Source organism: Vitreoscilla sp. C1 (assembly GCF_002951955.2).
GTDB lineage: Bacteria > Pseudomonadota > Gammaproteobacteria > Burkholderiales > Neisseriaceae > Vitreoscilla > Vitreoscilla stercoraria.
Window position 1 is genome coordinate 2,451,350 of the sequence record NZ_CP019644.2, and the last position, 24,294, is coordinate 2,475,643.

General features: G+C 43.2%; 32 protein-coding genes. 30 read left to right on the forward strand and 2 right to left on the reverse strand.

Annotated elements, in window-relative coordinates:
- Window positions 1-420: 420 nt before the first annotated feature.
- Together ADP71_RS12000 and ADP71_RS12005 are read right to left on the reverse strand one after the other, a co-directional pair.
- On the reverse strand, window positions 421-1,266 hold the full coding sequence (locus tag ADP71_RS12000) for a DUF7946 domain-containing protein (RefSeq protein ID WP_104932265.1): 846 nt from the start codon (window positions 1,264-1,266) through the stop codon (window positions 421-423).
- A 57-nt stretch (window positions 1,267-1,323) separates the two neighbouring features.
- Window positions 1,324-1,998, reverse strand: coding sequence for a LexA family protein (locus tag ADP71_RS12005; RefSeq protein WP_158667279.1), 675 nt, complete (start codon window positions 1,996-1,998; stop codon window positions 1,324-1,326).
- A 127-nt stretch (window positions 1,999-2,125) separates the two neighbouring features.
- Here ADP71_RS12005 and ADP71_RS12010 point away from each other — a divergent pair, with 127 nt between their 5' ends.
- The 30 genes from ADP71_RS12010 to ADP71_RS12155 all read left to right on the forward strand — a co-directional run bounded on the left by ADP71_RS12010 (window position 2,126) and on the right by ADP71_RS12155 (window position 24,281).
- Window positions 2,126-2,374, forward strand: a complete 249-nt coding sequence (locus ADP71_RS12010) for a transcriptional regulator (RefSeq protein ID WP_104932267.1) — start codon at window positions 2,126-2,128, stop codon at window positions 2,372-2,374.
- A gap of 163 nt (window positions 2,375-2,537) precedes the next feature.
- Window positions 2,538-2,765, forward strand: a complete 228-nt coding sequence (locus tag ADP71_RS12015; RefSeq protein WP_104932268.1) for a helix-turn-helix domain-containing protein — start codon at window positions 2,538-2,540, stop codon at window positions 2,763-2,765.
- A gap of 3 nt (window positions 2,766-2,768) precedes the next feature.
- Window positions 2,769-3,938: a helix-turn-helix domain-containing protein gene (locus tag ADP71_RS12020; RefSeq protein ID WP_104932269.1), complete on the forward strand. Its 1,170-nt coding sequence runs from the start codon at window positions 2,769-2,771 to the stop codon at window positions 3,936-3,938.
- Window position 3,939: 1 nt separating this feature from the next.
- A complete protein-coding gene (locus tag ADP71_RS12025; protein WP_171461177.1) occupies window positions 3,940-4,482 on the forward strand; it encodes an adenylosuccinate synthase in 543 nt (180 codons plus the stop codon).
- 11 nt (window positions 4,483-4,493) lie between these two features.
- Window positions 4,494-4,715: a hypothetical protein gene (locus ADP71_RS12030; protein ID WP_104932271.1), complete on the forward strand. Its 222-nt coding sequence runs from the start codon at window positions 4,494-4,496 to the stop codon at window positions 4,713-4,715.
- Window positions 4,715-5,032: a hypothetical protein gene (locus tag ADP71_RS12035; protein WP_104932272.1), complete on the forward strand. Its 318-nt coding sequence runs from the start codon at window positions 4,715-4,717 to the stop codon at window positions 5,030-5,032. Before ADP71_RS12030 ends, ADP71_RS12035 begins: the two co-directional genes overlap by 1 nt.
- Before the next feature lie 75 nt (window positions 5,033-5,107).
- On the forward strand, window positions 5,108-5,701 hold the full coding sequence (locus tag ADP71_RS12040) for a tape measure protein (protein ID WP_104932273.1): 594 nt from the start codon (window positions 5,108-5,110) through the stop codon (window positions 5,699-5,701).
- Window positions 5,698-6,519, forward strand: coding sequence for a hypothetical protein (locus ADP71_RS12045; protein WP_171461178.1), 822 nt, complete (start codon window positions 5,698-5,700; stop codon window positions 6,517-6,519). Before ADP71_RS12040 ends, ADP71_RS12045 begins: the two co-directional genes overlap by 4 nt.
- Before the next feature lie 87 nt (window positions 6,520-6,606).
- Complete coding sequence (locus ADP71_RS12050) at window positions 6,607-7,044, forward strand: hypothetical protein (protein WP_216604015.1); 438 nt, start codon at window positions 6,607-6,609, stop codon at window positions 7,042-7,044.
- Between the two features lie 9 nt (window positions 7,045-7,053).
- Complete coding sequence (locus tag ADP71_RS12055; protein ID WP_104932277.1) at window positions 7,054-7,518, forward strand: hypothetical protein; 465 nt, start codon at window positions 7,054-7,056, stop codon at window positions 7,516-7,518.
- 315 nt (window positions 7,519-7,833) lie between these two features.
- Window positions 7,834-8,130 (forward strand): hypothetical protein, encoded by a 297-nt coding sequence (locus ADP71_RS12060; RefSeq protein WP_104932278.1) that lies wholly within the window; start codon window positions 7,834-7,836, stop codon window positions 8,128-8,130.
- On the forward strand, window positions 8,117-8,476 hold the full coding sequence (locus ADP71_RS12065; protein WP_237343022.1) for an HNH endonuclease: 360 nt from the start codon (window positions 8,117-8,119) through the stop codon (window positions 8,474-8,476). Before ADP71_RS12060 ends, ADP71_RS12065 begins: the two co-directional genes overlap by 14 nt.
- A gap of 205 nt (window positions 8,477-8,681) precedes the next feature.
- Window positions 8,682-9,191, forward strand: coding sequence for a terminase small subunit (locus ADP71_RS12070; protein ID WP_171461179.1), 510 nt, complete (start codon window positions 8,682-8,684; stop codon window positions 9,189-9,191).
- 32 nt (window positions 9,192-9,223) lie between these two features.
- Window positions 9,224-10,894 carry a terminase large subunit domain-containing protein gene (locus ADP71_RS12075; RefSeq protein WP_216604017.1) on the forward strand — a complete coding sequence of 557 codons (1,671 nt, stop codon included), beginning with the start codon at window positions 9,224-9,226 and terminating at the stop codon, window positions 10,892-10,894.
- Window positions 10,895-10,899: 5 nt separating this feature from the next.
- Entirely contained in the window at window positions 10,900-12,135 is a 1,236-nt protein-coding gene (locus tag ADP71_RS12080) for a phage portal protein (RefSeq protein ID WP_171461181.1), read from the forward strand.
- Window positions 12,136-12,140: 5 nt separating this feature from the next.
- Window positions 12,141-12,980, forward strand: coding sequence for a head maturation protease, ClpP-related (locus ADP71_RS12085; protein WP_237343023.1), 840 nt, complete (start codon window positions 12,141-12,143; stop codon window positions 12,978-12,980).
- Between the two features lie 3 nt (window positions 12,981-12,983).
- Complete coding sequence (locus ADP71_RS12090; protein ID WP_237343024.1) at window positions 12,984-14,285, forward strand: phage major capsid protein; 1,302 nt, start codon at window positions 12,984-12,986, stop codon at window positions 14,283-14,285.
- Between the two features lie 66 nt (window positions 14,286-14,351).
- The gene (locus tag ADP71_RS12095; protein ID WP_104932283.1) at window positions 14,352-14,576 is read left to right on the forward strand and encodes a hypothetical protein; all 225 of its coding nucleotides are present in this window, start codon (window positions 14,352-14,354) and stop codon (window positions 14,574-14,576) included.
- Window positions 14,576-14,899, forward strand: a complete 324-nt coding sequence (locus ADP71_RS12100) for a head-tail connector protein (RefSeq protein WP_104932284.1) — start codon at window positions 14,576-14,578, stop codon at window positions 14,897-14,899. The genes ADP71_RS12095 and ADP71_RS12100 overlap by 1 nt, the downstream gene beginning before the upstream one ends.
- Before the next feature lies 1 nt (window position 14,900).
- Window positions 14,901-15,230: a phage head closure protein gene (locus ADP71_RS12105; RefSeq protein WP_158667281.1), complete on the forward strand. Its 330-nt coding sequence runs from the start codon at window positions 14,901-14,903 to the stop codon at window positions 15,228-15,230.
- Window positions 15,220-15,681: a hypothetical protein gene (locus ADP71_RS12110; RefSeq protein ID WP_104932286.1), complete on the forward strand. Its 462-nt coding sequence runs from the start codon at window positions 15,220-15,222 to the stop codon at window positions 15,679-15,681. The genes ADP71_RS12105 and ADP71_RS12110 overlap by 11 nt, the downstream gene beginning before the upstream one ends.
- On the forward strand, window positions 15,681-16,055 hold the full coding sequence (gp17, locus tag ADP71_RS12115; RefSeq protein ID WP_104932287.1) for a tail completion protein gp17: 375 nt from the start codon (window positions 15,681-15,683) through the stop codon (window positions 16,053-16,055). Before ADP71_RS12110 ends, gp17 begins: the two co-directional genes overlap by 1 nt.
- 70 nt (window positions 16,056-16,125) lie before the next feature.
- Window positions 16,126-16,761, forward strand: coding sequence for a hypothetical protein (locus tag ADP71_RS12120; protein ID WP_104932288.1), 636 nt, complete (start codon window positions 16,126-16,128; stop codon window positions 16,759-16,761).
- Between the two features lie 73 nt (window positions 16,762-16,834).
- Window positions 16,835-17,314: a hypothetical protein gene (locus ADP71_RS12125; RefSeq protein WP_171461182.1), complete on the forward strand. Its 480-nt coding sequence runs from the start codon at window positions 16,835-16,837 to the stop codon at window positions 17,312-17,314.
- Between the two features lie 29 nt (window positions 17,315-17,343).
- Window positions 17,344-17,637: a hypothetical protein gene (locus ADP71_RS12130; protein WP_171461183.1), complete on the forward strand. Its 294-nt coding sequence runs from the start codon at window positions 17,344-17,346 to the stop codon at window positions 17,635-17,637.
- Between the two features lie 5 nt (window positions 17,638-17,642).
- Window positions 17,643-21,125 carry a tape measure protein gene (locus ADP71_RS12135; RefSeq protein WP_171461184.1) on the forward strand — a complete coding sequence of 1,161 codons (3,483 nt, stop codon included), beginning with the start codon at window positions 17,643-17,645 and terminating at the stop codon, window positions 21,123-21,125.
- A 53-nt stretch (window positions 21,126-21,178) separates the two neighbouring features.
- Window positions 21,179-21,436 (forward strand): hypothetical protein, encoded by a 258-nt coding sequence (locus tag ADP71_RS12140; protein ID WP_104932292.1) that lies wholly within the window; start codon window positions 21,179-21,181, stop codon window positions 21,434-21,436.
- 33 nt (window positions 21,437-21,469) lie between these two features.
- Complete coding sequence (locus ADP71_RS12145; RefSeq protein ID WP_104932293.1) at window positions 21,470-22,093, forward strand: hypothetical protein; 624 nt, start codon at window positions 21,470-21,472, stop codon at window positions 22,091-22,093.
- A 73-nt stretch (window positions 22,094-22,166) separates the two neighbouring features.
- The gene (locus ADP71_RS12150; protein ID WP_171461185.1) at window positions 22,167-22,898 is read left to right on the forward strand and encodes a DUF4236 domain-containing protein; all 732 of its coding nucleotides are present in this window, start codon (window positions 22,167-22,169) and stop codon (window positions 22,896-22,898) included.
- Window positions 22,899-23,444: 546 nt separating this feature from the next.
- Window positions 23,445-24,281, forward strand: a complete 837-nt coding sequence (locus ADP71_RS12155) for a BRO-N domain-containing protein (RefSeq protein ID WP_104932296.1) — start codon at window positions 23,445-23,447, stop codon at window positions 24,279-24,281.
- Window positions 24,282-24,294 lie beyond the last annotated feature (13 nt).

Genomic DNA, 24,294 nt, shown 5'->3' on the forward strand with positions numbered 1-24,294 from the left:
AGAACACTTCACTCACCATCGTCTTTTATCGTTTAAGGCGAACATCGCCCCCAGTCTTTGCATCCCTGCTCTTGGGTGTACCAGCTTACATGGGCAAAAATGCTATTGAACATTTGTTGTGGTTCCCAATACTCACCTGACCCAACTGCAATCAGATGTCGCCGTATCTGTGCTTCGTGATTCGATGTGTGAATATTAAGCAATGCCTAACAATATGTAAATAGGCATTGCTTAATATTTTTAAGTATTACTTAATAATTTGTTGATTTTTTTATGAATTTATATTTTTTAAAAATAGGCATCGCATAATATTTTATTAGACATACGTGAATTTAAATTTAAACGAGTAGTTAATAGACAACAAAAAAACCGCCACGAAGGGCGGTTTGAAAATTAAATAATTATTTAAAAGATAATAATTTAATCTGTAACAACATCAAAAACATGTATTTTGACAATATCACCACCTTTGACGCCAGCTTTGCCAATGATTGTGATGGGCGTGTTTTTGTCAAAAGCATTTATATAAGGATTATTTACATCTTCAAGTAGAGGGTCGTGAATAACTGCTGTAGTCCTATCGGTTGGCTCATCATCTAAAAAATAAATCTTTGCGGTTTTCTTGAGTTTATCAAGACTTGTAATAAAGATGGTAAATTCACGCATTCCTGTAATTTCATCAGGTGTAAGAGCGTTGATTTCAGCTTTATCTTCTTCGTTGATGATTGTAGGAGTTTTTGATTCACACCTTTTCCCAGTGCTGACAGTGATAGTGCTACATGTATTACCTATTGGTTCAACAGCTTGTCTACTTGCTGGACGCAAGTCGTCAGCCATCTTTTCGATAACTTTTAATAAGCCATCAATAGTTTGTCTATCTTTATTCCCTAATGCTTCGATGGCTTTATCTAGAGACTCTTTTAAGTATTTCATTTCCTGCTTTTTATTAGCATTTTTAGTAAGTATATAGGGTATTAAAGCCGCTAGTAATGCCCCAAAAGACCCTGATAATATTTGGTTTTGTTGTACCCATGTTAGTGCTCCTAAAATAGTAAAGCAGTTAGCTTTTGTTTCCGTAGCACATACTTTTACAACTTGGGAGGTGGTCTTTTTAGAATATTGCTGAGTAATGGCGAAGTGCGCAGCAGTAGATATAATTCTTGCAAACCCTTGTATTGATATGCCTAAGGAGTTTAATTCTATTTCATGACTTTCTGCATCTAGTCCATCGTACCTTAAAATAATCTCATAGTCAGTAATTTCCAATCTATTCCCCTTGCCTTAAAAAATTTTTAACAGTTAGTGACTAGTATTATTATTTTCTTATCTAAGCCGCCATGTTTTCTCAAAAACCACACCAACAATTGTCGCATTCTCATTGACTTCAATGATGCGATCAGGCCAATCGGGATTGAGTGCAATTAGATATTTTTTCTCACCTTCAATCACCAATTTTTTAAATGTGGCTTCATTTGCATCATCCAATCGGACAATGACGTAATCACCATTTCTCGGCTCCATTTCAGGATCAACTAAAATGGTTTCACCCTCTTGAAATGACACTCTCCCTGTTGGGTCACACATACTTTGACCACGCACTCTTAGGCCAAAAGCATTGGCGCTGTGCTTTCTTGTTGTATGAGCCCAAGCATCCCTATCTTGAACACTTGGCAATATTTCCTCCGTTATCCCTGCAAAACAACCAGCAGCTACCCAACAAATAATCGGAATAGGTGCTTGAATATCATTAGTAGGTTCAACATTACTTTCAGTGATTTTGTTATATAGCCGCTCTAGCCCAAAGTGCTCAGGCGATACGACATCTGAAAAGTAATCAACCAATTTTTCTATGTGTTCTTTGCCAATGCGCCCAGTTTTAATCCAACTGTTAACCGATGGAGGTTTAATACCAAAGTGCTCGGCAACTTTAACTTTGGTCACACCTTTTAACTTTATTGCCTCGTCAATTGCGCGACCCAGCTCTTCACCTTTAAGCATCTCTAATCCATTCAACATTAAGCATTGTCTAAAAATATCAGTTTCAATATCAATTAAGCAATGCCTTGCATATACTTAGACAATACCTTATCATTTAGTCGTTACAAAAAAAGGCAATGCCTAATATATGAAAAACAATTCCAATAAAGACAAAACCATTTTGGTGATTAATAAGGCAATTCATTTTTTTGGGAGTGCAACTGCTTTAGCAAGAGCAGTTGGTGTAACACCTCCAACCGTAAACAGTTGGAAAACAGGCAGTCGTCCTGTCTCAGAAAAAAAGTGCGTTTTAATTGAGCAAAAGACAAATGGTGAGATTACAAGGCAGCAATTACGACCATTTGACTATGCCGAGATATGGCCAGAAATCCATTAATTAGTCCCGTATGAACTAGGCTGATTAGATGAATTAAGTCAGTAAAGATTTTGATAGCAGTAGTAAAAATACCAAAAGAAAAACCACTGCGGTAACAGTGGCTTCTCAGGTTTCCAAAAAAGTTTGAGACCCAATTGGAGTAATCATTATGGAACAAGTCTGTATGAATAGCAATAGCAATCAAGCATCAACAAGCCACACCAAAGCCATCTTGGCATACATGCAACAAGGTCATGCATTGACCTCTTTGGATGCGTTGAGATTGTTTGGCTGCTTGCGTTTGGCGGCTCGCATTGCTGACATCAAAGCATTGGGTTATCCAGTGCACACTCGCAAAATCAAAGTTGGCGGCAAAACTGTTGCTCAATATTCCTTGTTTTCGGGGGAATGAGCCATGTCCATCAAACTGATGTCCCAAGTTTGGGATTTGCCGCGTGAAACCCTGAATCAAGGCCAAAAATTGATTTTGTTGGCTTTGTGTGATTACGCCAACGATGATGGTGAATGCTACCCAAGTCAGTACAAATTGGCAGACCGCTGTAGCTGTACTGAACGAGCGGTTCGCAATCACCTTGCTTGGTTCAAAGAATTGGGTGTGTTGGATCAAAGCCGCCGCCAAAAAGGTGGTCGTCGTTTGTCTGATTTTTATGTGATTGACTTGTCTCCATTGACTACCCAAAACACCCAAAGCGAAGCGGAAAATTTTTCCTCTAAGCAAAAAGCGAAGCGGAAAATTTCGACAGTTGAAGCGGAAAATTTTTCCTCTTCCTATATAAGTGGAACCCCCAATAGAACCGTCAAAGATATAGATATAGGCGCACCTGTATTTTCTTCGTCTGAAAACCAAAACCCAAACACGCCACCTGCCATCATTTCTGCAGACACAAACCTGACGGCTGAGCAAGTGATTGGGCTGATGACTGCCATTGGTTGGAAGCAAGACACCTATGCCCACCACCCAAGCTTGGTGGCGTCTGTTGAGTTGGGCGTGTTGCAGGAGGATTTGTCTTGTGCGTTGTCAAAAATGCAAGCGCATGGTGCTGCCAATTGGGATTACTTCTGCAAAACACTCAAAACCACAGTGGCCGCTCGCATCAAAGACAGCCAAGCACTGCCAGTACCTGCCACAGCAAACGCCACCGAAACCAAGCGTCCTGAGCGCAAACGCCGCGACACCACTGCTGCTGACATTGATTTGTTGGTTGCTGAAGGTGTGGCTGCTGATTTGGCGGCACAGTGGGTGACATTTCGTGCATCTAGGAACATAGGCATGTTGACGCAAGCATTTTTAGACGAATTGAAACGCCAAGGCAAGTTGCTAGGCTTAGACATGGATTTGAATGCTGTGGTGGATGTTTGCTTGAAGAAAAGCTGGTGTGGCTTTGAAGCGGCTTGGATTGTGAAAGCTCAAGACAAACAACAAGCACCGCAAGGCGTGGCATACAAACCATTTGAACCTGAGCAGCCCGTACCGGCTGAAACCAAGCGTGAACGCTTCGAAAATGGCAAAAGTCGCGCTAAAGAACTGTTGGCTTTGACCAAGCGTGTAACGGCAGGCAAGTGATATGGAACTGACCCACAAAAACCTTTGTGATTTGGCTGTGCGATGGTTGCAACGCCCAAACTCAAGAAATGGACACGGATGCTGCTTTGCTGTGTCTGAGGTTGCCACAGGCTATGCAGGTGAAATACCTGATGCAATTGGCTTTCGTGCAAGTGAATGGGATTGTGCAGGCAGTGTATTGGTTGAGGTGAAAACAAGCCGCTCAGATTTCCTTGCGGACAAAAAGAAAGCGCATCGCATTGAAGGTGGCGTCGGTGATTGGCGGTATTACATGGCACCTACAGGATTAATCCAAATTGATGAGTTGCCACCACAGTGGGGATTGGTTGAGGTGAATGGTCGTGGGCATATCAACGTTGTGCATGGTCCTGCCAAAGTTGCCAAAAACTTCATGAGTTACCGCAGCCAATTAGAAGAATTTAAACATGACGCCAACAAGAGCCGTGAGTTTTTCTTGCTTGTGAAATTGCTAACTAGGCTTGGCAATCCCGAAGAGTTGAATCAAAGGCTTCGTAAGTTTTACCGAGATGTAAATTCGATATGAAAGGCAGGGAAATGATGAATTGGCGTGAGTGGTTGGACTCTTTGGCTTTGGTGATGGCAATGGTCTGTTTTCACAGTTTGATGAAAACGATTGATGTGGTGGCACCTGCTTTGCCGCTTCTTTGGCACCATAACCAATGGCATTTGATGTGGGATGGTTTGTCTTTGGTTATTGGCTTAATTTTGGTGTTGGTTTGGTGTGTATGGGTGATTACCAAAAGGATGGATAAGTGATGGTTGCTAACGTTGCTTCTGCCGCACTCAATATGCTGGACATTATCACTGCTGCATCTCAATCAGGTGGCGTAGTGGTGGTGCTGAATATGGACCATGAAAAGCAGGTTCATGCATTGGCCAAAATACATGGCATTAAGTTCAGTGGTCGCCAAGTGCTGACTTATAAAAGTTTGCTTAAGTACGGTCTGACAGGGCGCAATGCAACTGCAGTTTATTTTGACAGTTGGAATGATCGTATTGGTACTGATGAAGAAATTCATGCTGCTTGTGGTGGTGTTCCTGTTGCGATGAAAGTGGCTGTTGAAAATGATTGATGTGGTGGTATGTAAGGCTGTTTTGGCTTTGACCTTTTGTGTTTGGCGAGTAACTGAAAGAATGGATGGGCAATAATGAATTCAATGGAAAATGTGGAAAATGACGTGGCTTCTATGCAGGCCGTACTGGTGCAACTTAATCAAGCTTTGGCAGCAGGATACTTGCGTGGTGAAGAGTTCAATACACTTGCTGAACAATCGCCTGATTTACTGTATTCAATTGCCGCACTGATTGGCGTTAGTGTCGGTCAATTGCGCCAGATGGCAAACCGAGGTTTGTTGACTTCTGATGTGGTGTGCAAAGCATTGGGTTTGATTTTTCAGGTTTCGGCTTCTCAGGACGCTTCCAAAAATACAAAAGTGTATGTGGCCGTCACCCAAAACTCTTGTGATGGTGGGCATGAAATCCGTGGTGTGTTCAATACCAAAGCACAAGCTGCAGGTGCCATGATTGTGGCGGTCAATGGCATGGTCGAATGGGCTGAATCACAAGGACACGATGTTGATGATTACTTCTATGGCCAATACTGCAGCGTACTTGAAGTTGAGTCTGGCAGCGTGTTGGTTGAAGACAAAGCCATTCGCAATGAGTTGGCTACCAATTCACGCGAAGGTGTAGATGCCTTTTTGCGTGAGTTAAGAGAAATTGTGGCAAAGGATAGCAAATGAAAATAGGCATTATTGGCGTAGCAGGTAGTGGCAAAGATACTGTGGCTTCCATCATTCAGCAGCGCTTCAACCAAATGGGTGTGCAAGCAGAGGTTTGTCGTTTTGCCGAACCCATCAAGGCTATTGCCCGTGAGGTGTTTGGTCCTGAGTTTGATAATCGTGACGTGAAAGAAGAGTTGGTACCTTTTACCCATGACATGAAGTTTTTGGCAGAAGGTGTCTTGTGGGATGCAGGTGCTCGATTGTTGCAGCATTTGAAATGTCATTGGCGTACCAAGTTTGAAACCTTGCTCAACCGCTTGCTTGTGAAAGATGAAATATCACCACGCATTTTTCAACAATATGTGGGCACTGACTTGTTTCGTGCCATTGATTCAAATGTGTGGGTTAACGCCACCGAAATCCAAGCCAGCAAGTTTGAGGTGGCGTTGTTGCCTGATGTGCGCTTTGTAGATGAAGCGGCGGTGTGTGATGTACTCATTGTGGTTAATCGCCCTGGTGTTGTTGCTGTGGCTGAGCATCCATCAGAAGTTTTGGCTAATACTTTACTGCAGGCTTCATTCCCGAAACTAATCACTTCAACTGGCGAAATTAAAAACCACGAGCCATTGGAGCTCACTTTAAGTGTGGAAAACTACCGCCGTTGTACTGTGGGTGAATTACGCAATACCAGTTGCTTGGGTGAATTTGATTTGTTTGAAGGCAAGCCACAATGGTTTTTCTCAGTGTTCAACCATTATTCAATTGAACGCCTTGAATTTATGTTGGATGAAGTTGTAATGCCAGCTTTAAATTTTATGCGGGGTGGAAATGGTTGATTGGTTTTTATATGTAGTAGCCATGATTGTGGTGGTGGCGTGTAGTGCGGCAATTGAGGTTTGGGCTGAGAGACAAAAAGGTGGTGAATGATGGCAATAGTAATTGGAATTGATACAGGTGTGAACACTGGCGTGGCAGTCAAACGTAATGACGCATATCAAGATGTGGGTTGTATGAAAATACACCAAGCCATGTTCTTGGTTTTGGAATGGCAAGAGGCCGCTCAAGAAGCAGGCATTGATTTCAAAGTATATGTGGAAGATGCACGCCAGCGTAAATGGTTTGGCAATCAGAGCCAAGCCAAGATTGCAGCCAAAGCCCAAGGTGCAGGCAGTGTGAAGCGTGACGCCACCATCTGGAAAGATTTTCTCAAGGACCACCAAATACCGTTTGAGATGGTGCCGCCTCGTGCCGGTGCCACCAAACTGCCAAATGAGCGTTTTCAGATGTTGACCAAATGGGCAAAGAAAACTAATGAGCATGCACGAGATGCAGCCATGTTGATTTTGAATCGTCATAAGTAAGGGGAAAACGTGCAGTTATTGAGTGATGAACAGTTTCGATTGTTAGACAAAGTTTTGAAGTCTTATGCATACCATGACAGTGATCATGTGCCACACGCCACCTGTGGTGGCGTTGAGCGCTTATACAACCAAAACCGTGAATTGAGTGAGGCTGAGCAACAAGCGAAATGGCGACAAGCGCAAAATCAAGAAGTGTGGATTGATGTACCAGCACCTTTACCAAATGATGCGTTGGTTGTATTGCGCTTGGCTTTGCGTAGCATGAATGCTCGTATTACTGAGGTTTTGCATTCTGAATATGGTTTTCGTGGCTTTTTCAAAAAGAAGCCATCACCACAGCAATTGATGCGTCGTCGTGGTAGTCGCTACAACCCAACGCTTTGGACATTAGAAGTCAATCGTGCAATGAGCGTGTTGTGGTCGCAATTGAAGCACCATGCCGGTGATAAATTTGATGTTTGGTTTGGTGGTTAATCTTCAAAACATTAAAGAATTTGATATCTTATAACCTTGTATTTTTAAATAGAATGATTATAATTGCACTCAAGAATGAGTCCGCTTCTGTAAACCCAAGTAGCAGAAGTGCGTCTTAAAAATATAGCCCATCAAATGATGGGCTTTTTTAATTGAATAAATTAATTCTAAATCGAAGTGTGAATTTCCCACTTCGATCTTCTGCACTTTGAATGATTTGTTTACAGCGTATACATACCAATCAAACGTGTACAAAAAAGCACGAAATTTAAACATTACCCCGTCAGTTTTGACGGGTTTTTTTGTGGGTGCTTTATGTGCAATTGCAATCAAACTAAAACTGAAAGCTTTGGCACTGCCGTTGTCAATGTAGTTAAAGATGCCATTGGTGGCAAGCCTATAAAAGCATCTCAAGTTGTTTTAAGCCAACGCTTGACCGCTTGCAGTCATTGCGAAAGATTGAAGCGCTACTACTCAGGCATGCCTGATGGTGTTGCCATTATTGGTGGTGACAAATGTTTGGAATGTGGCTGTAGAGTAAAGCTGAAAGCCTCGGTTGCAAGTCAACACTGTCCGCTTGGCAAATGGGATGATACTCATGAAAATGCATAAACCTGTCATTCCTATGCATCAACCAACAACAGTAAAGGCCATCACGCCCAAAGCCAGTGTTAAATCAGATTCAAAACAGTCATGGCGACGTGGTACTGAGTCATCAACAAAACGCGGTTATGGATACAAGTGGCAGCAACGACGCAAACAATTTTTGCAGCGTCCTGAAAATGTTTGTTGTGTGTATTGTGCCCGCTTGGGATTGACTGTGGTGGCTACTGTAGTGGATCACATCAAGCCACATCGTGGTGACCAAGACTTGTTTTGGGATGAAAGCAATTGGCAGTCGTTATGTTCTTCATGCCATAGCGGCATTAAGCAACGTGAAGAGTCGCATCAGCGATGACTCTAACATTTAATTAATATATTTTGATGGGCATTTAGGCCTTGGATTACTTCCAAATGGGTGGGGGGTGGTCAAAAGTCTAAATGCCTGATTTTTCTAGACCGCACAGTTTACCCATTTGCAAAAAAAATTCTGTTTTTTAGTCTCATGTTGACATTTCATGTTGACAATTTAAATTCATATATTAATGAAATAAGGAAGGGATATGGAAATCAATGAAAAACACCATATCTTTGCCAAAGCTAAAGCTGGCGGGGCTTCTAGTAAAGATGCGGCACTTGCGGCAGGCTATACAGAAAGTAGCGCACGCCAACAAGGTTCACGTTTAGCATTACACGCAGAAATCAAAGCACTGATTGAGCATTACCAACAGCAGAAAGTTGTCGCACAGTCACCATCTAAAATTTTGCCGCCACCAACAGGGCACGATATTGATGCAGTTCAACAAAGATTTGACGATGAGGGGGGTGTGAGTGGCTCATCGCCATTGGATGACATCAACGCAACTGATCCACTTGATTGGTTACTTGGCGTGATGTTGTGTAAAGGCTTGGATGAAGGTATGCGGGTTGATGCTGCCAAAGCTGCTTTGCCTTATAAGCATGCCAAACTTGGCGCACAAGGTAAGAAAGAAGGCAAAGAAGAATTGGCCAAGCAAATTTCAAGGCAAGGCGGCTTATCAGAGCGCATGAAGGCACTCAAACAAATCAAATAGACGCTTAAGCGTCTTTTTTTATGGCATCAATTATGGAATGGACCACTGCTTGCCCTGATTGGGAGAAAAGAATTGTGGCGGGCGAGTCCTTGATTCCACCGCCTTTGTTTCCTGATGTTGCTGAGGTAGCATTGGAAGTATTTGGCAATTTGATTGTGCCAGATATGGTGGGTCGCCCAAGGATGCGTGATGTCATGCCGCCTTGGGTGATGGATTACGTTGCTGCCATTTTTGGCGCATTGGATTTTGAAACCAACAGGCGTTTAATCAAAGATTTTTTGCTGCTTATCAGCAAGAAAAACGGTAAATCCACCATTGCTGCAGGCATCATGTTGACCGCTTTGGAATTAAACGAACGGGATATGGCCGAGGCTGTGATTTTAGCGCCGACCAAAGAGGTGGCAGACAACGCTTTTAAGCCTGCGATGGGCATGATTGAGTTTGATGATGAGATGAAACTCAAATACACGGTGTCTGCGCATACGCGCACGATTACGCACATTGCATCAAAGTCAACGCTTAAAGTATTGGCGGCAGATGACAAAGCAGCAGGTGGAGCCAAGGCCGCTTATGTGTTGATTGATGAGTTGCACTTGTTTGGTGCGATGGGTTCTGCAGAGTCGATTATTACCGAAGCCACAGGCGGTTTGATGTCCAAAACCGATGGCTTTTGCATCAAATTGACCACACAATCGACCCAGCCGCCCACAGGTGTGTTCAAAACCGAATTGGATTATGCGCGGGATGTACGTGACGGCAAGGTTGCTGACAAACATTATTTGCCTGTTCTCTATGAGTTTCCACAACACATGCTTGACGATGAAGAGCATCTGCAAAGCAAAAACTTTTACGTCACCAACCCAAGCTTGGGCTATTCGGTCGATGAACAATATTTGGTCAGTCAATACCAAAAAGCACTGCTCAAAGGCGAAACCGAAAAACAAGAGTTTTTAGCCAAGTTTCTGAATGTCGAAGTGGGTTTGAACCTAAGGTCAAACCGCTGGCCTGGTGCTGACGTTTGGCTCAATTATGGCTCTTCTGAGTTGACTTTGGATGTGTTGATTGAACAAAGCGATGTCATCACCATTGGTGGGGATGGCGGTGGTTCTGATGACTTACTGGGGATGGCTGTTGTTGGTCGACATGCGCAAACACGCAAATGGCTGATTTGGAACCGTGCTTGGTGTACACAAGGCGCTTTGAACGCTCGCAAAAGCATTGCACCAAAGCTTCTTGAAATGGAACGAGCAGGCGAATTGGTGATTGTGCCGCAATTGGGTCCTGATACCGCTGAGTTTGGGCGCATTTGCAAGAAAATTCACGATAGCGGTAAATTGAATTTGGTTGGCCTTGATCCATTGAAATTGGGTAATTTGAAAGAAGGCATCATTGCTGGCGGTTTACCTGAGGAATTGTTGGTCGGTATTTCTCAAGGCATGAGTTTGATGACTTACATTGAGGCTCTTGAACGTCGCTTGAGTGAAGGCACAGTTATACATTCCGCCCAGGTATTGATGACTTGGTGTGTGAGCAATGCCAAATTAGTTAAAAAAGGCAGAGTCAATCTGATTGAAAAACAAGTTGCTGGCACCGCTAAAATTGACCCATTGATGGCAACTTTCAACGCGGTGGGATTGATGCTTGATGTGCCTGAAGTAGTTCAATCAGTTTATGAAACAAGAGGTATTCGTACCATCGGATAAATAACATGGCCAAGAAAAAACCAAAGAAAAGCAATAAAACCGCCCGAGTTCAAATGGATTCGGGCGGTTTGTCATTTAACGGGTTTGATGATCCCAAGCTGCTTGAATTTATTCGAAATGGAGTCAGTGGATTTACAACAGTAAATGGCAATAAAGCGATGGCAAATATGGCTTTGTTTCGTTGTGTGACTTTGATTTCACAATGTATTGGCATGTTGCCGCTAAATTTAATCAGTAATGATGATGCGCGCCAAGTGCAGTCTACTCACAACATTCACAAACTATTGAAAAAAAATCCCAACTCTTGGCAAACAGCATTTGAATTCAAAACTTTGTTGCAGTCATGGGTTTTGCAAGAGGGGAATGCTTACGCACGAATCATTCGCTCAGGCAAAAGAGTCTTGCAGTTGATTCCAATGCATCCTTCTTCAGTTGAGCCAGTGCAGCAAGATGATTGGTCGCTGATTTACAAATACACCAGAAAGGATGGCTCAATCATTGAGCTGGCTGCTAGTGAAGTCTTTCATCTTCGGGATTTTAGTAATGATGGATTGATTGGCGTGTCGCGAGTCAGATTGGCTAAAAAGGCACTGAATATTGCTTTTGACAGTGAAGAGGCTGCCAACCGTATTTTTAAAGATGGTGTGATGGCTGGTGGTGCATTATCAGCTCCGGGTCCTTTAAGTGATGCTGCTTATAATCGATTGAGTGAGTCTCTTTTGGATAAGCATTCAGGTGCTAAAAACGCAGGCAAATTTCTGATTTTAGAAGAAGGATTGAAGGCAGAAAAATGGGCAAACACTGCAGTAGACGCTCAGCTTCTTGAAAATCGAAACCATCAAATTGAAGAGATTGCGCGACTGTTTGGTGTCCCGAGACCACTTTTGATGATGGATGACACATCTTGGGGTTCTGGCATTAGTGAACTTGGTATTTTCTTTGTGAAATACGGCTTGTTGCCTTGGTTTACGCTGTGGGAGCAGGCAATCGAGCGCACCTTTTTATTAGACCATGAACGTGACCAATTGATGTTCAAGTTCAATCCAGGTGCCTTATTGCGTGGCTCTTTAAAAGATCAGGCCGAATTTTTCAGCAAAGCGTTGGGCGCAGGTGGTACGCAGCCTTGGATGACGCAGAACGAAGTGCGCGACATTTCAGATTTGCCGCAATCAAGCGACTCAGATGCAAACAGTCTTCGCAATCCAATGACAAGTAAAAATCAAGAGGTAAAACCAACATGAGTCTTATGCCACTTCCGCAAATCAATACATTCGGCAATCTTCCCAAGCCAGTTGCCTTTGATAAGCGTCCTGATGCTGTTCAAAAATGGCAACCAGAAGTTAAAGCCAAGTCTGATAATGACAGCAATACCATCACCATTTATGACGACATTGGCGAAAGTTGGTACAGCGAAGGCGTAACCGCCAACCGCATCGCTGCAGCTTTGCGCTCCATTGGCGAGCAAGATGTGGTGGTCAACATCAATTCACCAGGTGGTGATTATTTTGAAGGTATCAGCATTTATAACTTATTGGCACAACACCGAGCCAAAGTTACCGTTCAAATTGTGGGACTAGCCGCATCTGCCGCCTCAGTCATTGCTATGGCAGGTGATGAAATCCTGATGGGTGATGGCGCCTTTTTCATGATTCATAACGCATGGTCAATGTCGATTGGCAATCGTCATGACTTACGCAGCAGTGCAGATGTACTTGGGCAAATTGACGACACAATGGCTGATTTATATGCCAAGCGCAGTGGTTTAAGCAAGGCTGAAATCGAAGGCATGATGGACCGTGAAAGCTGGTTAGGGCGTGAATTAGCTTTAAACAACGGTTTTGCAACAGGCAGCTTGGAGTCTTCCATTATTGAAGGTAGCGAAGACTCTGAGCGTAAGAAATCCAAAGCATTGGTTGATGCTGCGATGGCGCAGCAAGGATTAACACGCTCTCAGCGTCGTGAAGTATTTCAAAGTTTATTTTCAGGCATGCCCAGCGCTGCCAATCCAACCGCCAAGCCCAGCGCTGGTGATGCTGATGTGGTTAATCAGATTCAAGAGTTAAACAATTTATTTAAAGGGTATTGAATTATGCAAAAAGCAATGATTTTGAGCGCGCCAGTGACGCGTTCTGTGAAGGGTATGGCATTGGCCATGGCGGCGGGAACTCATGTGATGAAACGTGGCATGGTCACTGCGCCTCGTGCTGACAGTGACGTAGCTGCTGTTTTGAAAGACATGAAAGACAGTTTTAAAGCTTTCAAAGAAGACCAAGACAAGCGAATTCATGAGTTGGAAAAATCAGCTGCTACGCCTGCAGACATTGTAGCAGCCAAAAAAGAATCGGCAGATTTGGTGAATGCTTTACAAACCACTGTTGATGATTTGGTGCTGCAATTGGCGGCAGGTCAAATGAATGGCGGCGGTCGTAGCCCAGAAGCGAAGGCCAATGCAGAAGCGATGGTGGCATTCATGCGCACAGAAGAAATTCGTGCTGATTTGAAGAAATCACCAGATAGCAATGGTGGTTATTTGGTACCAACCGAATGGGATCGTACCATTACCGACAAATTGCATGAAATCTCACCATTGCGTCAGATTTTTCGCGTTGTTCCAACTTCCAAGGCAACTTTTTCACGTTTGTACAATTTAAAAGGTACTGGCGCTGGTTGGGTGGGTGAGGAAGATACTCGTGGTAAAACAAATACTGCAACATTTGGTAGTTTAGAATTTGCCACAGGCGAAATGTATGCCAATCCTGCTGCCACTCAGCAGATGTTGGATGACGCTGAGACCGATTTGGAAGCATGGTTGGCAGAAGAAGTTCAAGAAACTTTTTCAACTACCGAAAATGCGGCATTTATTGCTGGTGATGGTGCCAAAGGTAAGCCATTTGGTTTATTGACGTATGCCACAGGTGCTGCCAATGCCACCAAGCATCCATTTGGTGCGATTTTGACTATTAATTCCGAATCGGCTGCAGACATTACTGCCGATGCTATTATTGATGTGGTTTATGATTTGCCAGCTTCTTTTAGTAGTGGAGCCTCATTTATCATGAACCGCAAAACCTTGCGCAAAGTTCGTAAGATGAAAGATGGTGATGGTAATTACTTGTGGGAAAAATCATTCCAAGCTGGTCAGCCTTCAACGATTTTGGGCTATCCTGTGTATGAAGTGGCTGAAATGCCCGATGTCGCAGCCAATGCCCTACCAATTGCTTTTGGCGACTTCAAGCGCGGCTATTTGATTGTGGATCGCAAAGGTGTCGTTATTTTGCGTGATCCATACACCAACAAACCTTACGTTCAGTTCTATACCACTAAGCGTTTGGGTGGTGGTGTGGACAATCCAGAAGCGATGCGTTTGTTAAAATGTGCGGTTACCGCATAACCTTCAATGCAATTAAAGCGTCCTGTAAAACCTTGCAGGACGCTTTTTATTGGGAATAAAAAAATCATGGCAAAACTGACTAAAAAATTTTATGGCGTACCCAATGGCGAAGTTTATCCAATTGAGTACCAAAAAGGCGATGAGTGTCCTGACGAGCTGATGGCAGCAGCGATTGAATTGGGAGCCATTTCAGCCAAAGACAAAACCGCTTGGATGGAAGCCGAGGCTGAGCGCGCAGCGCAAGATGACAAGTCTGGCGATTCAACACAAGAACTGAAGGATAACGAGTAATGATTACTGCCGAACAAGTAAAGTCACAATGCCGAATTGATTTTGATGACGAAGATGGGTATTTGCCTTTGTTGGTGAATGCTGCAATTTCTGCTTGTTTGGCTTATCTGAATCGTCCTGTATTTGAGAGTGAAGCAGATTTATTGGCGGCAATTTCAGCCAATCCTGAATTGGATCAATCTGCAATGGTGGTAACCCATGATATTCGCATGGCTATGTTGATTACAGCGGCTTTTTTATATGAAAACCGTGAAGGCAATACAAATTTGCCTTTGGCCGCTACTTCATTATTGCGGCAACATCGTAAGCGTCCTGGAGTGTGACATGCAAGCGGGTAAATTGAACCAAATCATTACCATTGAAAGCTCAGCCGAAGTCAAAGATGTGTTTGGTGGGGTTAGTTTTCAATGGACGCAAGTTTGCCGACCTTATTGTCATGTTCGTTTCATAAATGGGCGTGAGTTTGCCAAGCAAGGCATCCAATTGGCTGAATTGACAGTGTCGTTTCGCATCCGCCAACGCAAAGGCATTGACCACTTGATGCGTGTGAAATTCGATGGCGAGATTTACCAGATCATTGCTGTTTTGCCAGATGCCCAAGGTAAAGCTTATATGGATTTGGCATGCAAGAAATGGATTGAGCATGAAAGCTAGTGTGAAATTGAAAGGATTGCGCGCAGCTCTCAAAGCCTTGGAACAATTGGGCAGTAAGTCAGAAGTGGGGTTGTCAGCGGTTAAAGCTACTGCGAAGGCGGGAGTGTTTTTGCGTGACAAAGCCAAATCACGCGCTTATGTCGCACAAGCACCTTATAAAGTGTATTACCAAGGCCGCTTAGTGACATTGACGCCTGGCTCTTTGGGTGACCAATTGATTGTGAAGCGTATGACCAAATCCGAATCAAAGGGTTATGGTGCCACAGCAATGCATGTTGTGACGGTGCGTCAGAAAAATGATGCGGCAGCGAATATTGGCAAAATTTCCAATATTTATGAGGCTCGTCACCCATTTATCAGACCGACAGCGCAAGCCGATGGACCAAAAGCTCAAAAAATAGCCATTAAATCCTTGATTGAAGATGTCAGACGAAAAGGGAGGGTTTTTTGATGAGTAGCGTTTATGTCACCTTGAATGCGTTTTTGAGTCCTTTGGTGAACGGTAAAGCTTACGCTGATGTGGTACCCAATGGCACACAGGCACCGTATTTAAAATTTCGACAAATTGGTGGGCGCATTCGTAATACTAATTGTAAAACCACATCAGCAAGACGTGGTGAAGTGCCTTTGATCCAAATTGACGTTCATGGCAAAAATGCAGTCGAACGTGATGAAATCTTGCAGGCCATTGATGCGGCCATCACCACCAATTTACAAAACAATGCCATGCCACGTTTGCAAACATTTGACCACCCTGAATTGGATTATGACGAAAACACCAAAACATATTGGGCGATGCTCACTTATCAAGTGACCGCTTTTTAATTTTATTCAAACAGCGTTAGACCTTACACCACCTTCATTGGTGGTTTTTTTATTTTGGAAGGCAATCAATATGACACAACCCGTTTTTGGTACGATGGTTCGTTTTTCGACCGATGGTCGAGGTACAACCGCAAAATCCATGACAGCAATCACCACAGTTGAAAATCCTGTGGTCACTGCCTCAGCACATAGCCTCAAAGATGGTGATGTGATTGAGATTAGTGGCTCAAGTTACAAAGATTTGAACCGCATGCACACGATTGCTGTTGTCGATGAAAATTCGTTCATTTTGGCAGGTTTCGACTTGTCCAAATCTCAAGCAATCTTGATTCCAGGCTCGTTCAAAACCGTGACCATGATGCAATTTTGTGATGTCACTGGTTTTGACTTCAATGAATTTGAAGTCAGCAGTGAAACTAAAAACACAGTTTGCCGTAAGGCCAAAACTTTCACTGTAGAAATGGGTGGCATTTCATTAGATTTTGTTTCTGATGACGCTGATGCATTGCAAAAACACTTGCGTGAGAGCGGCAAAAAATTGAAGCCAATCATCATGCAATTTCAGCGAGAAGGTTCAAATCAATTGCGTGGTTACTTGGCACAAGTGACCAACTTCAATGAAACGGGCGAAGCCGATGGCGATTGGGAAGGCAGCATGGACACTGAATTGTTGTCATTCTCTCAAGACGTTGAAATCAGCGAATAAGTGTCCTGAAATCCAAGCGGGGTTCATTCCCCCGCTTTTTTTATTCAAATTAATCAAGAATAGGCATTAAAACATGGCTGCAAAAAATCAAAAACCTGTAATCAGCAATCCTGAAAACACTTCTGACGCTGAAAAACCGAATGTTGAATCCACTGAAGTCGCTCCTAAAGTGGCAAAAAAACTGACCAAAGCCGAGCAAATGGCAGGTTTTAAAGCCTACATGGCGCCACTGGCCGAATTGACCTTGGTGCCTAACTTGGGTGACTTGGAAATCTATGTTAAATCAACAACGTTGAATGGCTATTACCAAAAACTTGATCAATTGCGTGCATTGAAAGACAAACATGGTGCTGCATTGTTGGATGAACGCTCTTTAGCATTAGAGTTGTTCGATGAAACGGGTGCGTACTATTTTGATTTGGATGATGAAGAGCAAATGCAGTTTTTAAAAGACATGCCATTTGCAGCACGCCAAAAATTATCATCTGCCATCGGTACAGTCAATGGTGGTTTTGACATCCCAAAGACCTTATTAACAACCGAGAGCGACTGACACAGTTTGCTTTTGAGTTGTCGTTTGAATTGAAAATGCCCATCAGCGCAATTGCAGAAATGCCGTTGCGCGATTTTTTTGGGTATTGGACGCACAGCTTGCGTTACATGATGCCGTCTCAGCGCCAAGAAGTGTATTTGGCGCAGGTGTCGTACCTGGTTGCTGCAACCATGGGCTCATACAAAGGCAGTGTCGAAGACTTTATTTTATTCAAACAAGCTGAAAACAAAAAAAGTAGTGCCAAAAAGGCGAAGAAGCCTAAGCGAGCGGCTAGTGGTGCAGATCCGTTCAAAAATTTCAGTGCTGCAAATAAAAAAAGGTAATAGCTATGGCATCAGTAAATTTACGTTTTGGGCTGAATGCTGATGATTTCATCAATGGCGTGGCATTGGTAAAGAACCAGACTACTTCAATGTCTAATGCTGTTGAACGTCAAATTGACAGTTTAAAGCGGCAGTTTAACCAGCTTAAAGGAACCACCGACGAGTTTGACCGTCTTCGAGCCTCAAGTCGAGGTGCTACACTTGAGCAGCGCAATCAAATTGAATCGATACTGCAATTGATTGATGCTGAGAAAAAAGCACAAGCTGCAGCAGCAGAACAAGCGCAAGCACAAAAACAGGCCTTGTTGGTACAACAGCAAAGAGCCAGTTCGGTTGCTAACTCTATCAGCGCGCTTGATCGTGAGGTCAAAACATTTGGCATGTCATCAAGCGAAATTCGTGTCTATGAAATGCAATTGAATGGTGCGAGTGCTGCTGAGTTGGTACATGCTTCGAATTTGAATCGCAAACTCAAAGCATTGCAAGATGCCAAAGCAGCTCAAATTGCAGCCACGCAAGCACAAAAACAAGCATTGTTGGTACAGCAACAAAGAACCGATTCGCTCAATAAATCATTGTCGAGTATTGAGCGAGAGCGCCAAGCAATTGGCAAAACCAGTATCGAATTGCGTTTGCATGAGCTGCGTTTGCAAGGTGCGACGCAAAAACAATTAGCACGCGCCGAAGCGTCCTTAAAAGCGGTTGAAGCTGATAGAAAACAACAACAATCATTGTTACAAGCCAATCAAGCGGCTGGCAATCTCAATGGTACTTATCAATCGGTGATTGGTTCATTGAAAGCCATGGCACTCGGTTATGTATCGTTGCAAGGCGCAGCCAGTTTGATGCGCGCTGCTGATGCGTATCAGGGTTTGGAAAACCGCTTACGATTGGTGACATCCTCTCAGCTTGAATTGAACCAAGCAATGCAAGACACCAAAAACATTGCATTGCAAACCTCAATGCAATGGGAAAGTGTTGCCAGTATTTATCAACGTTTTGCTCAAAACGGCGAAAAGTTGGGTTTGACGATGAAAGAAACGGCTGATTTGACCAGTACGGTTGCCAAAACAGCGATGATTTCAGGCGGCTCAATGGACTCTGTTAATGCTGCCTTGGTGCAATTTGGTCAGGCATTAGCGTCTGGGGTGCTGCGTGGCGAAGAGTTCAACTCGATTGCTGAGCAGCAGCCTGCTCTTTTGCAAGCGATAGCCAAAAGCTTGGGTGTGAACATTGGCCAATTGCGTTTTATGGCAGCAGATGGAATTTTGACTGCAGATGTCGTTGCCAAAGCTTTGCAGGACGCTGCTGCTAGTGTTGACAAAGATTTCGGTAAAATGCAGCAAACAGGTACTCAAGCATTGCAAAACTTGAGCACTCGTTGGACTGAATTCATAGGAGAAACTGGCAAAAACACCGGTGCAATGAAGGCATTCACCTCAGTAGTGGGTTTGTTGGGTGAAAATCTAGACACCGTGGCGGTAATGGCTTTTGCTTCAGGCCTTGCTTATCTTGGTAAAGCGACATGGTTGGCGATTGCCGCGTCAAAAGCCAAAATTGCGACATTGCTGGCAGAACGCCAAGCGACCATTGCATCGACTGCTGCTGCCGTCCAAGCGACTCACACTGAACGCTTGCGTGCAATGGCAGAATTAAACGCAGCGCAAGCCGCAATGGCACATGCAGTGGGTACGAACGCTCAAACCCTCGCATCTGCTAACTTGGCGGCTGCTACTGCTCGTGCCACAGCTGCCACTGTTGCTGAGACGATTGCTAGTAATGCTGCTGCAGTAGCAACCAGTCGATTGGCTGCTGCTAAAACCATGTTAATAGGTGCCATGGGTGGTCCTGCGGGTATCGTGGTTGCAGGCGTAGCAGTTGCAGGCATGTATGCGGTTTTAAGTAGCGATGCAAGTACAGCCACTTCTACATTGCAGGGACAAGTTGCGCCCATTGAGGAACTGACTGAAAAATTAAAAGGCTTGAATGAAGAAGGCAAATTGCGCTTGCGTTTGGAAATTCAAAGCAAATTGAATGCTGCTAATGAAGAATTAGATGATTTTGAAAGCAGAATAAAAAATCTAAAGCATTTGAGTTATTTGAGTTGGGAAGATGTCGGTTTAAATCCATCAGATGCTTTTACATATGACCAAGGAACGTTAGTTGAAAAGTCGTATGACCGTATCAAAGCAGGCATATCCTCTGTCGAAGAAGAGTTGTTGAGCTTGCAAAAAACGGGGGAGCTTAATGAAAATCAAATGATTTTTTTGAATAAAGCTTACGCTTCAATGTTTGAGCCTGCTCAGAAAAATGCTAAAGATTTAAATGAGCAAATGAAGTTACTTGATGGTAAAAAAGTAACTGCTACTGTTGACCTCAAAACCAATACTGATGACAAAAAAGCCTCGTTAACCTCTGCACAGGCATTGGATTTTGATGCCATTAAAAAAGTATCGGATGAATTTGCCTTAATGCATGCCAATCTTGGCTTGAGCAATGAAGAGCTGAAATTGGCAGCAGTGCAGCAGAATTTGGCAAACTTGGCAGCCAAAGGTGCCAGTGCTGAAACCATGCGGGCGGCAGAGTTAAATGCCCAATTGATGGACCGACATTACATTGAGATGCAAACCAAAAAGCAACTCAATGAATTGCGTGAAGCCGAAGCAAGGCTTCTTGAGCAAAATCATAAGTTTGTGGCTGATGAGCTTGGTAAGCGTGAGCAACAAATTTGGCAATTGGGCAAAACAACCGAGCAATTGACTGCAATGTCGTTGGCAGCAAAAGGCGCAACAGAGGCAGAACAGCGCAAAGCAATGGCAATGGATCGCCTCATCAGTGAATATGAACGTCAGCGCAATGCTATGCAAACTTTGGAGGACATGAACAAAGAAATTGCGCGCTTGGGTAAATCTGATACCGAAGTTAAGTTGATGGACCTCAAAGACAAAGGTGCAACAGCCGAACAGTTGGCTTTGTATAAGCAGCAATTGGAATATGCTGAGCAATTCAAAGAGGCGCAAAAACTCAATGAAGCAGCAGTGAAGGCAGATGGTAAAGCTGTCACTTCGTTTACGGATGCAGTCAGGACGTTTGATCAGTCGGTGAAAAATCAGGCGGATTTGGAAAAACTAAGCAGATATGAGCGCAACAAACAGCAATGGGCGCAAATACGAGCAGAGGAACAATCCAAAAACCAAATGACGTATTATGGTCCGAGCGCTTGGTATTCACCGCAAACCGATGAAACAGGCAAAAAAACCACACCTTCGACATATCCCAACACTGCGCTACCTAAACAGTTTACTGAACAGGTAAGCAAAATGAGTAATGAGTTAAACAGCTTAGGCGTCCTGTATTTGGCATCGCAAGATAGCCAAGCTGATATGGCAAGAGTATTGGTCACACCTGAAAATGCCAAAATCATCAAGCAAATTGCCCAAGCAGGTTTTAAAGACATGGCTCGTGATGGTGCTGCAAAATCTTCATAACTTGATGTTTTGATTTTGGTTATAATCATGGCATATTCTAACAAGGGTGTGCCATGATTGTTAATTTGTATGAGTTTTTGGAAATTGAACCCAGTGCATCATTGGAAGAAGTGTTGGCAGCCATTGCCAAAGCCGAAGCGAATGGGAAAAATCCTAAACTGATTTTGGCGAGTAAAAATCTGTTGTGTGATGCTCAAAGACGCAAACAATACAATGAGTCATTGAAAAAGTATTTGGCGGCGACTGGCGTGACTCTTGATTTTAGTCCTAAACCTAAATCAATTAAAACCATCATTACTAACAATCAGTAAGAATCATCGGAAGAGCAGTTAATTGATGATGAATTGTCAGAACAAAATGCCAATGAACAAGCTATTCGTGTTTTACAGAAGAAGATAGCAATTGGTGTGGCAATATTTGTAGTGATGTTGCTAGGGTTGGCTATTTATTATGTACCGCAATATTGGGCAATACGTTCAGCTAAAATTGCGGCTGAGCAACGCTTGATTGACCCAACAAGCCATTTATTTCGTGACATAGAATATCATTCCGCTATTATTCGTGAGGATAAAAGAGGTTTTGTTTGTGGATATGTGAATGGTAAAAACCGAATGGGAGCTTATACAGGCTTTACAGGATTTATCTATTCTGTAGATAACAAAGATATTTTTTATGAGCCCAATGATGAAGATGACGATTATGCAAATAAAATGTTTTTTAGGTCTTGGCAAGTTGCCTGTTTAGGTGATGATTATACAAAACACTTTATAGATTTGGAAAACTTAGATAAAAATGTTGATAAAGTAGGTAAGAAAATTGAAGATTTGATACAACAATATAAAAATAATGAATTAACCCAAGCCGAATTTTCTGAGCAGTCTGAGCCTTTAAGAGAAGAGCTTAATGGACTTATTGATAGCAAATCTAAAGAGCTATTGACACCTAAGATATTTGTTAAAAGTAAGTGATAAAGTTTTAATCACTTAATCATGACTGAATCCACCTATTGCAGGTCGGGCTTTTTTTTGTTGGGGTGAGCATATGGGATGGCGTTTTAGAAAGTCGATTAAGATTTTGCCTGGCGTGCGTGTGAATATTGGCAAAAAAGGTATTTCTAGTGTATCCGTGGGCAGGCGTGGTGCTAGCATTAATGTTGGTAAACGTGGTACACATGCCAATGTGGGCATACCTGGTTCAGGTTTATCGTATCGCACTAGAATTGGCGGTGGTAATAGAAATCAACCCAATGGGCAGCAAGGACAATCAAAAACTGGCTGCCTCCCCTTGATATTGGTTGTAATTGGTTTATCGGTATTGATGAATTTCATTTTTTCAGGCTCTAGCGATAAGAAGAACGATACAGTGAATACTGTCAAGGCCGTAGCACCTGCTGTTCAAAAAGCGAAGCCTGCCTTACCAGCACCAACCAAAAGCGAAGAAAGCAGTGATGAGGCTGGTGATGAGTTTAAGCCGATACCGTATCTTGGTGAATCTGAGTCAATAAAAGTAGAAGAAAAAACCGATGCGCAACTGATTGCAGAGAGGAAGGCTTACAATCAAGAGTTAAAACGACAATGGCGTGAAAATGATACACAAATACAAGGACTGCTTTCAAAAGGTAACTCTGGTTCTAGTAGTTATTATGCGCCACCTAGCGGTAATTACAGTTCTTCATCATCTCCATCAAGAGAAAAAACGGTTTATGTTGAAGGGTATTATCGCAAAGATGGTACTTATGTGGAACCACATATGCGGAGTAGGCCTAGTCGATAAGAGCATTCTTAAGATTGAAGCCCCACCTATTGCAGGTAGGGCTTTTTTGTTTTATGATGCGCTCAAGGTGTCGCAGCCTTTGTATAAGCGGTCATCACTGCCGTCATTGAGTGATATTTTTTCGTCCATAGAATTCGTGTATCTATTGTTTATGCAGTAGTGCGTCAAAGTTATGGTCGAGAGGGTGAGGAATACAATACCCGTAAGGGGAATAACTCCAGCCGTCTTATGCAGGCTTGCGAACCTCTTGACCGCCCAATTGAGTCCACCTTGCACAGGTGGTTTTTTTGTTTTATGATGTGCTCAAGGTGTCGTAGCCTTGAAACACAAGCGGTCATCACTGCCGTCATTGAGTGATATTTTTTCGTCCATAGAATTCGTGTATCTATTGCTTAGGCAGTAGTGCGTCAAAGTTATGGTCGAGAGGGTGAGGAATACAATACCCGTAAGGGGAATAACTCCAGCCGTCCTTGTGTAAGGCTTACGAACCTCTTGACCGCCCAATTGGGTTTTTAAAATTTCGTAAAAACACAAGGAGTGTTCATCATGAACGCACTGTCTTTCAATCAAGTTTCTTTGAATCCTGTTACACATACTGACAGCCAAATTTGGATTACCGCTACTGAATTAGCTCACGCATTGGGTTATAAAAAAGCCGATGCAGTTACACAGATTTTTAATCGTAATGAAGATGAGTTTTCAAGTAGTATGTCCCAGACCCTCAATTTGAGTGTCAGCGGTAAAATCAATGGCTTACAGCACAAATCAGTACGCATCTTTAGTTTACGTGGCTGCTATGCAATCGCCTTTTTTGCCAAAACCGAAGTCGCCAAACAATTCCGCAAATGGGTGTTGGATTTAATCGAAACCGAAGCACAGAAGTTTACAGGACGCTCAACTACCACAGATGAACGCACAGGCTTACGTGATGCCGTCAATGCCGTAGTCAGCAAAAAAGGCATGTTGTATCCCGACGCTTACAAATTGGTACACCAACGCTTTAATGTTGAACACATCGACGAATTGACTTTAGAGCAAGTCGGACAAGCGACAGAATATTTGCATCGTTTGTTATTGGATACTGCTGAAGCCGTGGTGCAGCCTGTATTGAGTCCAGAACAAAAACGTCGTATTTATTTAACCAGTATTCATGCAACCTTATTGGCAGCTTGGTGGCGTCATTATCAAGAAGGCATGTTTTCATTGAATCGCAAAATGGCAGTATCAGTACATGATAGCTTTATCAATACTCATGAATTGATTTCTGAAGTTTGCCGAGATTTAGATATTGATACTGTGAGAATACAAGATTTGGCAGGTATGCCTTGGGAATCTGATTGGCATACCCGCAGTAAGTTTTGGAATCAATTGGCACTTGCTTGATTGAATTACAATA

Excerpts from the sequence above, each read along its gene's own strand:
- ADP71_RS12035 (WP_104932272.1), top strand. The coding sequence starts at position 4,715 with ATGGTTGCTAACGTTGCTTCTGCCGCACTCAATATGCTGGACATTATC.
- ADP71_RS12100 (WP_104932284.1), top strand. The coding sequence starts at position 14,576 with ATGATTACTGCCGAACAAGTAAAGTCACAATGCCGAATTGATTTTGAT.
- ADP71_RS12010 (WP_104932267.1), top strand. The coding sequence starts at position 2,126 with ATGAAAAACAATTCCAATAAAGACAAAACCATTTTGGTGATTAATAAG.
- ADP71_RS12080 (WP_171461181.1), top strand. The coding sequence starts at position 10,900 with ATGGCCAAGAAAAAACCAAAGAAAAGCAATAAAACCGCCCGAGTTCAA.
- ADP71_RS12060 (WP_104932278.1), top strand. The coding sequence starts at position 7,834 with ATGTGCAATTGCAATCAAACTAAAACTGAAAGCTTTGGCACTGCCGTT.
- ADP71_RS12045 (WP_171461178.1), top strand. The coding sequence starts at position 5,698 with ATGAAAATAGGCATTATTGGCGTAGCAGGTAGTGGCAAAGATACTGTG.
- ADP71_RS12025 (WP_171461177.1), top strand. The coding sequence starts at position 3,940 with ATGGAACTGACCCACAAAAACCTTTGTGATTTGGCTGTGCGATGGTTG.
- ADP71_RS12125 (WP_171461182.1), top strand. The coding sequence starts at position 16,835 with ATGGCTGCAAAAAATCAAAAACCTGTAATCAGCAATCCTGAAAACACT.
- ADP71_RS12070 (WP_171461179.1), top strand. The coding sequence starts at position 8,682 with ATGGAAATCAATGAAAAACACCATATCTTTGCCAAAGCTAAAGCTGGC.
- ADP71_RS12090 (WP_237343024.1), top strand. The coding sequence starts at position 12,984 with ATGCAAAAAGCAATGATTTTGAGCGCGCCAGTGACGCGTTCTGTGAAG.
- gp17 (WP_104932287.1), top strand. The coding sequence starts at position 15,681 with ATGAGTAGCGTTTATGTCACCTTGAATGCGTTTTTGAGTCCTTTGGTG.
- ADP71_RS12135 (WP_171461184.1), top strand. The coding sequence starts at position 17,643 with ATGGCATCAGTAAATTTACGTTTTGGGCTGAATGCTGATGATTTCATC.
- ADP71_RS12095 (WP_104932283.1), top strand. The coding sequence starts at position 14,352 with ATGGCAAAACTGACTAAAAAATTTTATGGCGTACCCAATGGCGAAGTT.
- ADP71_RS12140 (WP_104932292.1), top strand. The coding sequence starts at position 21,179 with ATGATTGTTAATTTGTATGAGTTTTTGGAAATTGAACCCAGTGCATCA.
- ADP71_RS12015 (WP_104932268.1), top strand. The coding sequence starts at position 2,538 with ATGAATAGCAATAGCAATCAAGCATCAACAAGCCACACCAAAGCCATC.
- ADP71_RS12020 (WP_104932269.1), top strand. The coding sequence starts at position 2,769 with ATGTCCATCAAACTGATGTCCCAAGTTTGGGATTTGCCGCGTGAAACC.
- ADP71_RS12030 (WP_104932271.1), top strand. The coding sequence starts at position 4,494 with ATGATGAATTGGCGTGAGTGGTTGGACTCTTTGGCTTTGGTGATGGCA.
- ADP71_RS12075 (WP_216604017.1), top strand. The coding sequence starts at position 9,224 with ATGGAATGGACCACTGCTTGCCCTGATTGGGAGAAAAGAATTGTGGCG.
- ADP71_RS12085 (WP_237343023.1), top strand. The coding sequence starts at position 12,141 with ATGCCACTTCCGCAAATCAATACATTCGGCAATCTTCCCAAGCCAGTT.
- ADP71_RS12105 (WP_158667281.1), top strand. The coding sequence starts at position 14,901 with ATGCAAGCGGGTAAATTGAACCAAATCATTACCATTGAAAGCTCAGCC.
- ADP71_RS12005 (WP_158667279.1), bottom strand. The coding sequence starts at position 1,998 with ATGCTTAAAGGTGAAGAGCTGGGTCGCGCAATTGACGAGGCAATAAAG.
- ADP71_RS12150 (WP_171461185.1), top strand. The coding sequence starts at position 22,167 with ATGGGATGGCGTTTTAGAAAGTCGATTAAGATTTTGCCTGGCGTGCGT.
- ADP71_RS12065 (WP_237343022.1), top strand. The coding sequence starts at position 8,117 with ATGAAAATGCATAAACCTGTCATTCCTATGCATCAACCAACAACAGTA.
- ADP71_RS12155 (WP_104932296.1), top strand. The coding sequence starts at position 23,445 with ATGAACGCACTGTCTTTCAATCAAGTTTCTTTGAATCCTGTTACACAT.
- ADP71_RS12040 (WP_104932273.1), top strand. The coding sequence starts at position 5,108 with ATGAATTCAATGGAAAATGTGGAAAATGACGTGGCTTCTATGCAGGCC.
- ADP71_RS12050 (WP_216604015.1), top strand. The coding sequence starts at position 6,607 with ATGATGGCAATAGTAATTGGAATTGATACAGGTGTGAACACTGGCGTG.
- ADP71_RS12120 (WP_104932288.1), top strand. The coding sequence starts at position 16,126 with ATGACACAACCCGTTTTTGGTACGATGGTTCGTTTTTCGACCGATGGT.
- ADP71_RS12110 (WP_104932286.1), top strand. The coding sequence starts at position 15,220 with ATGAAAGCTAGTGTGAAATTGAAAGGATTGCGCGCAGCTCTCAAAGCC.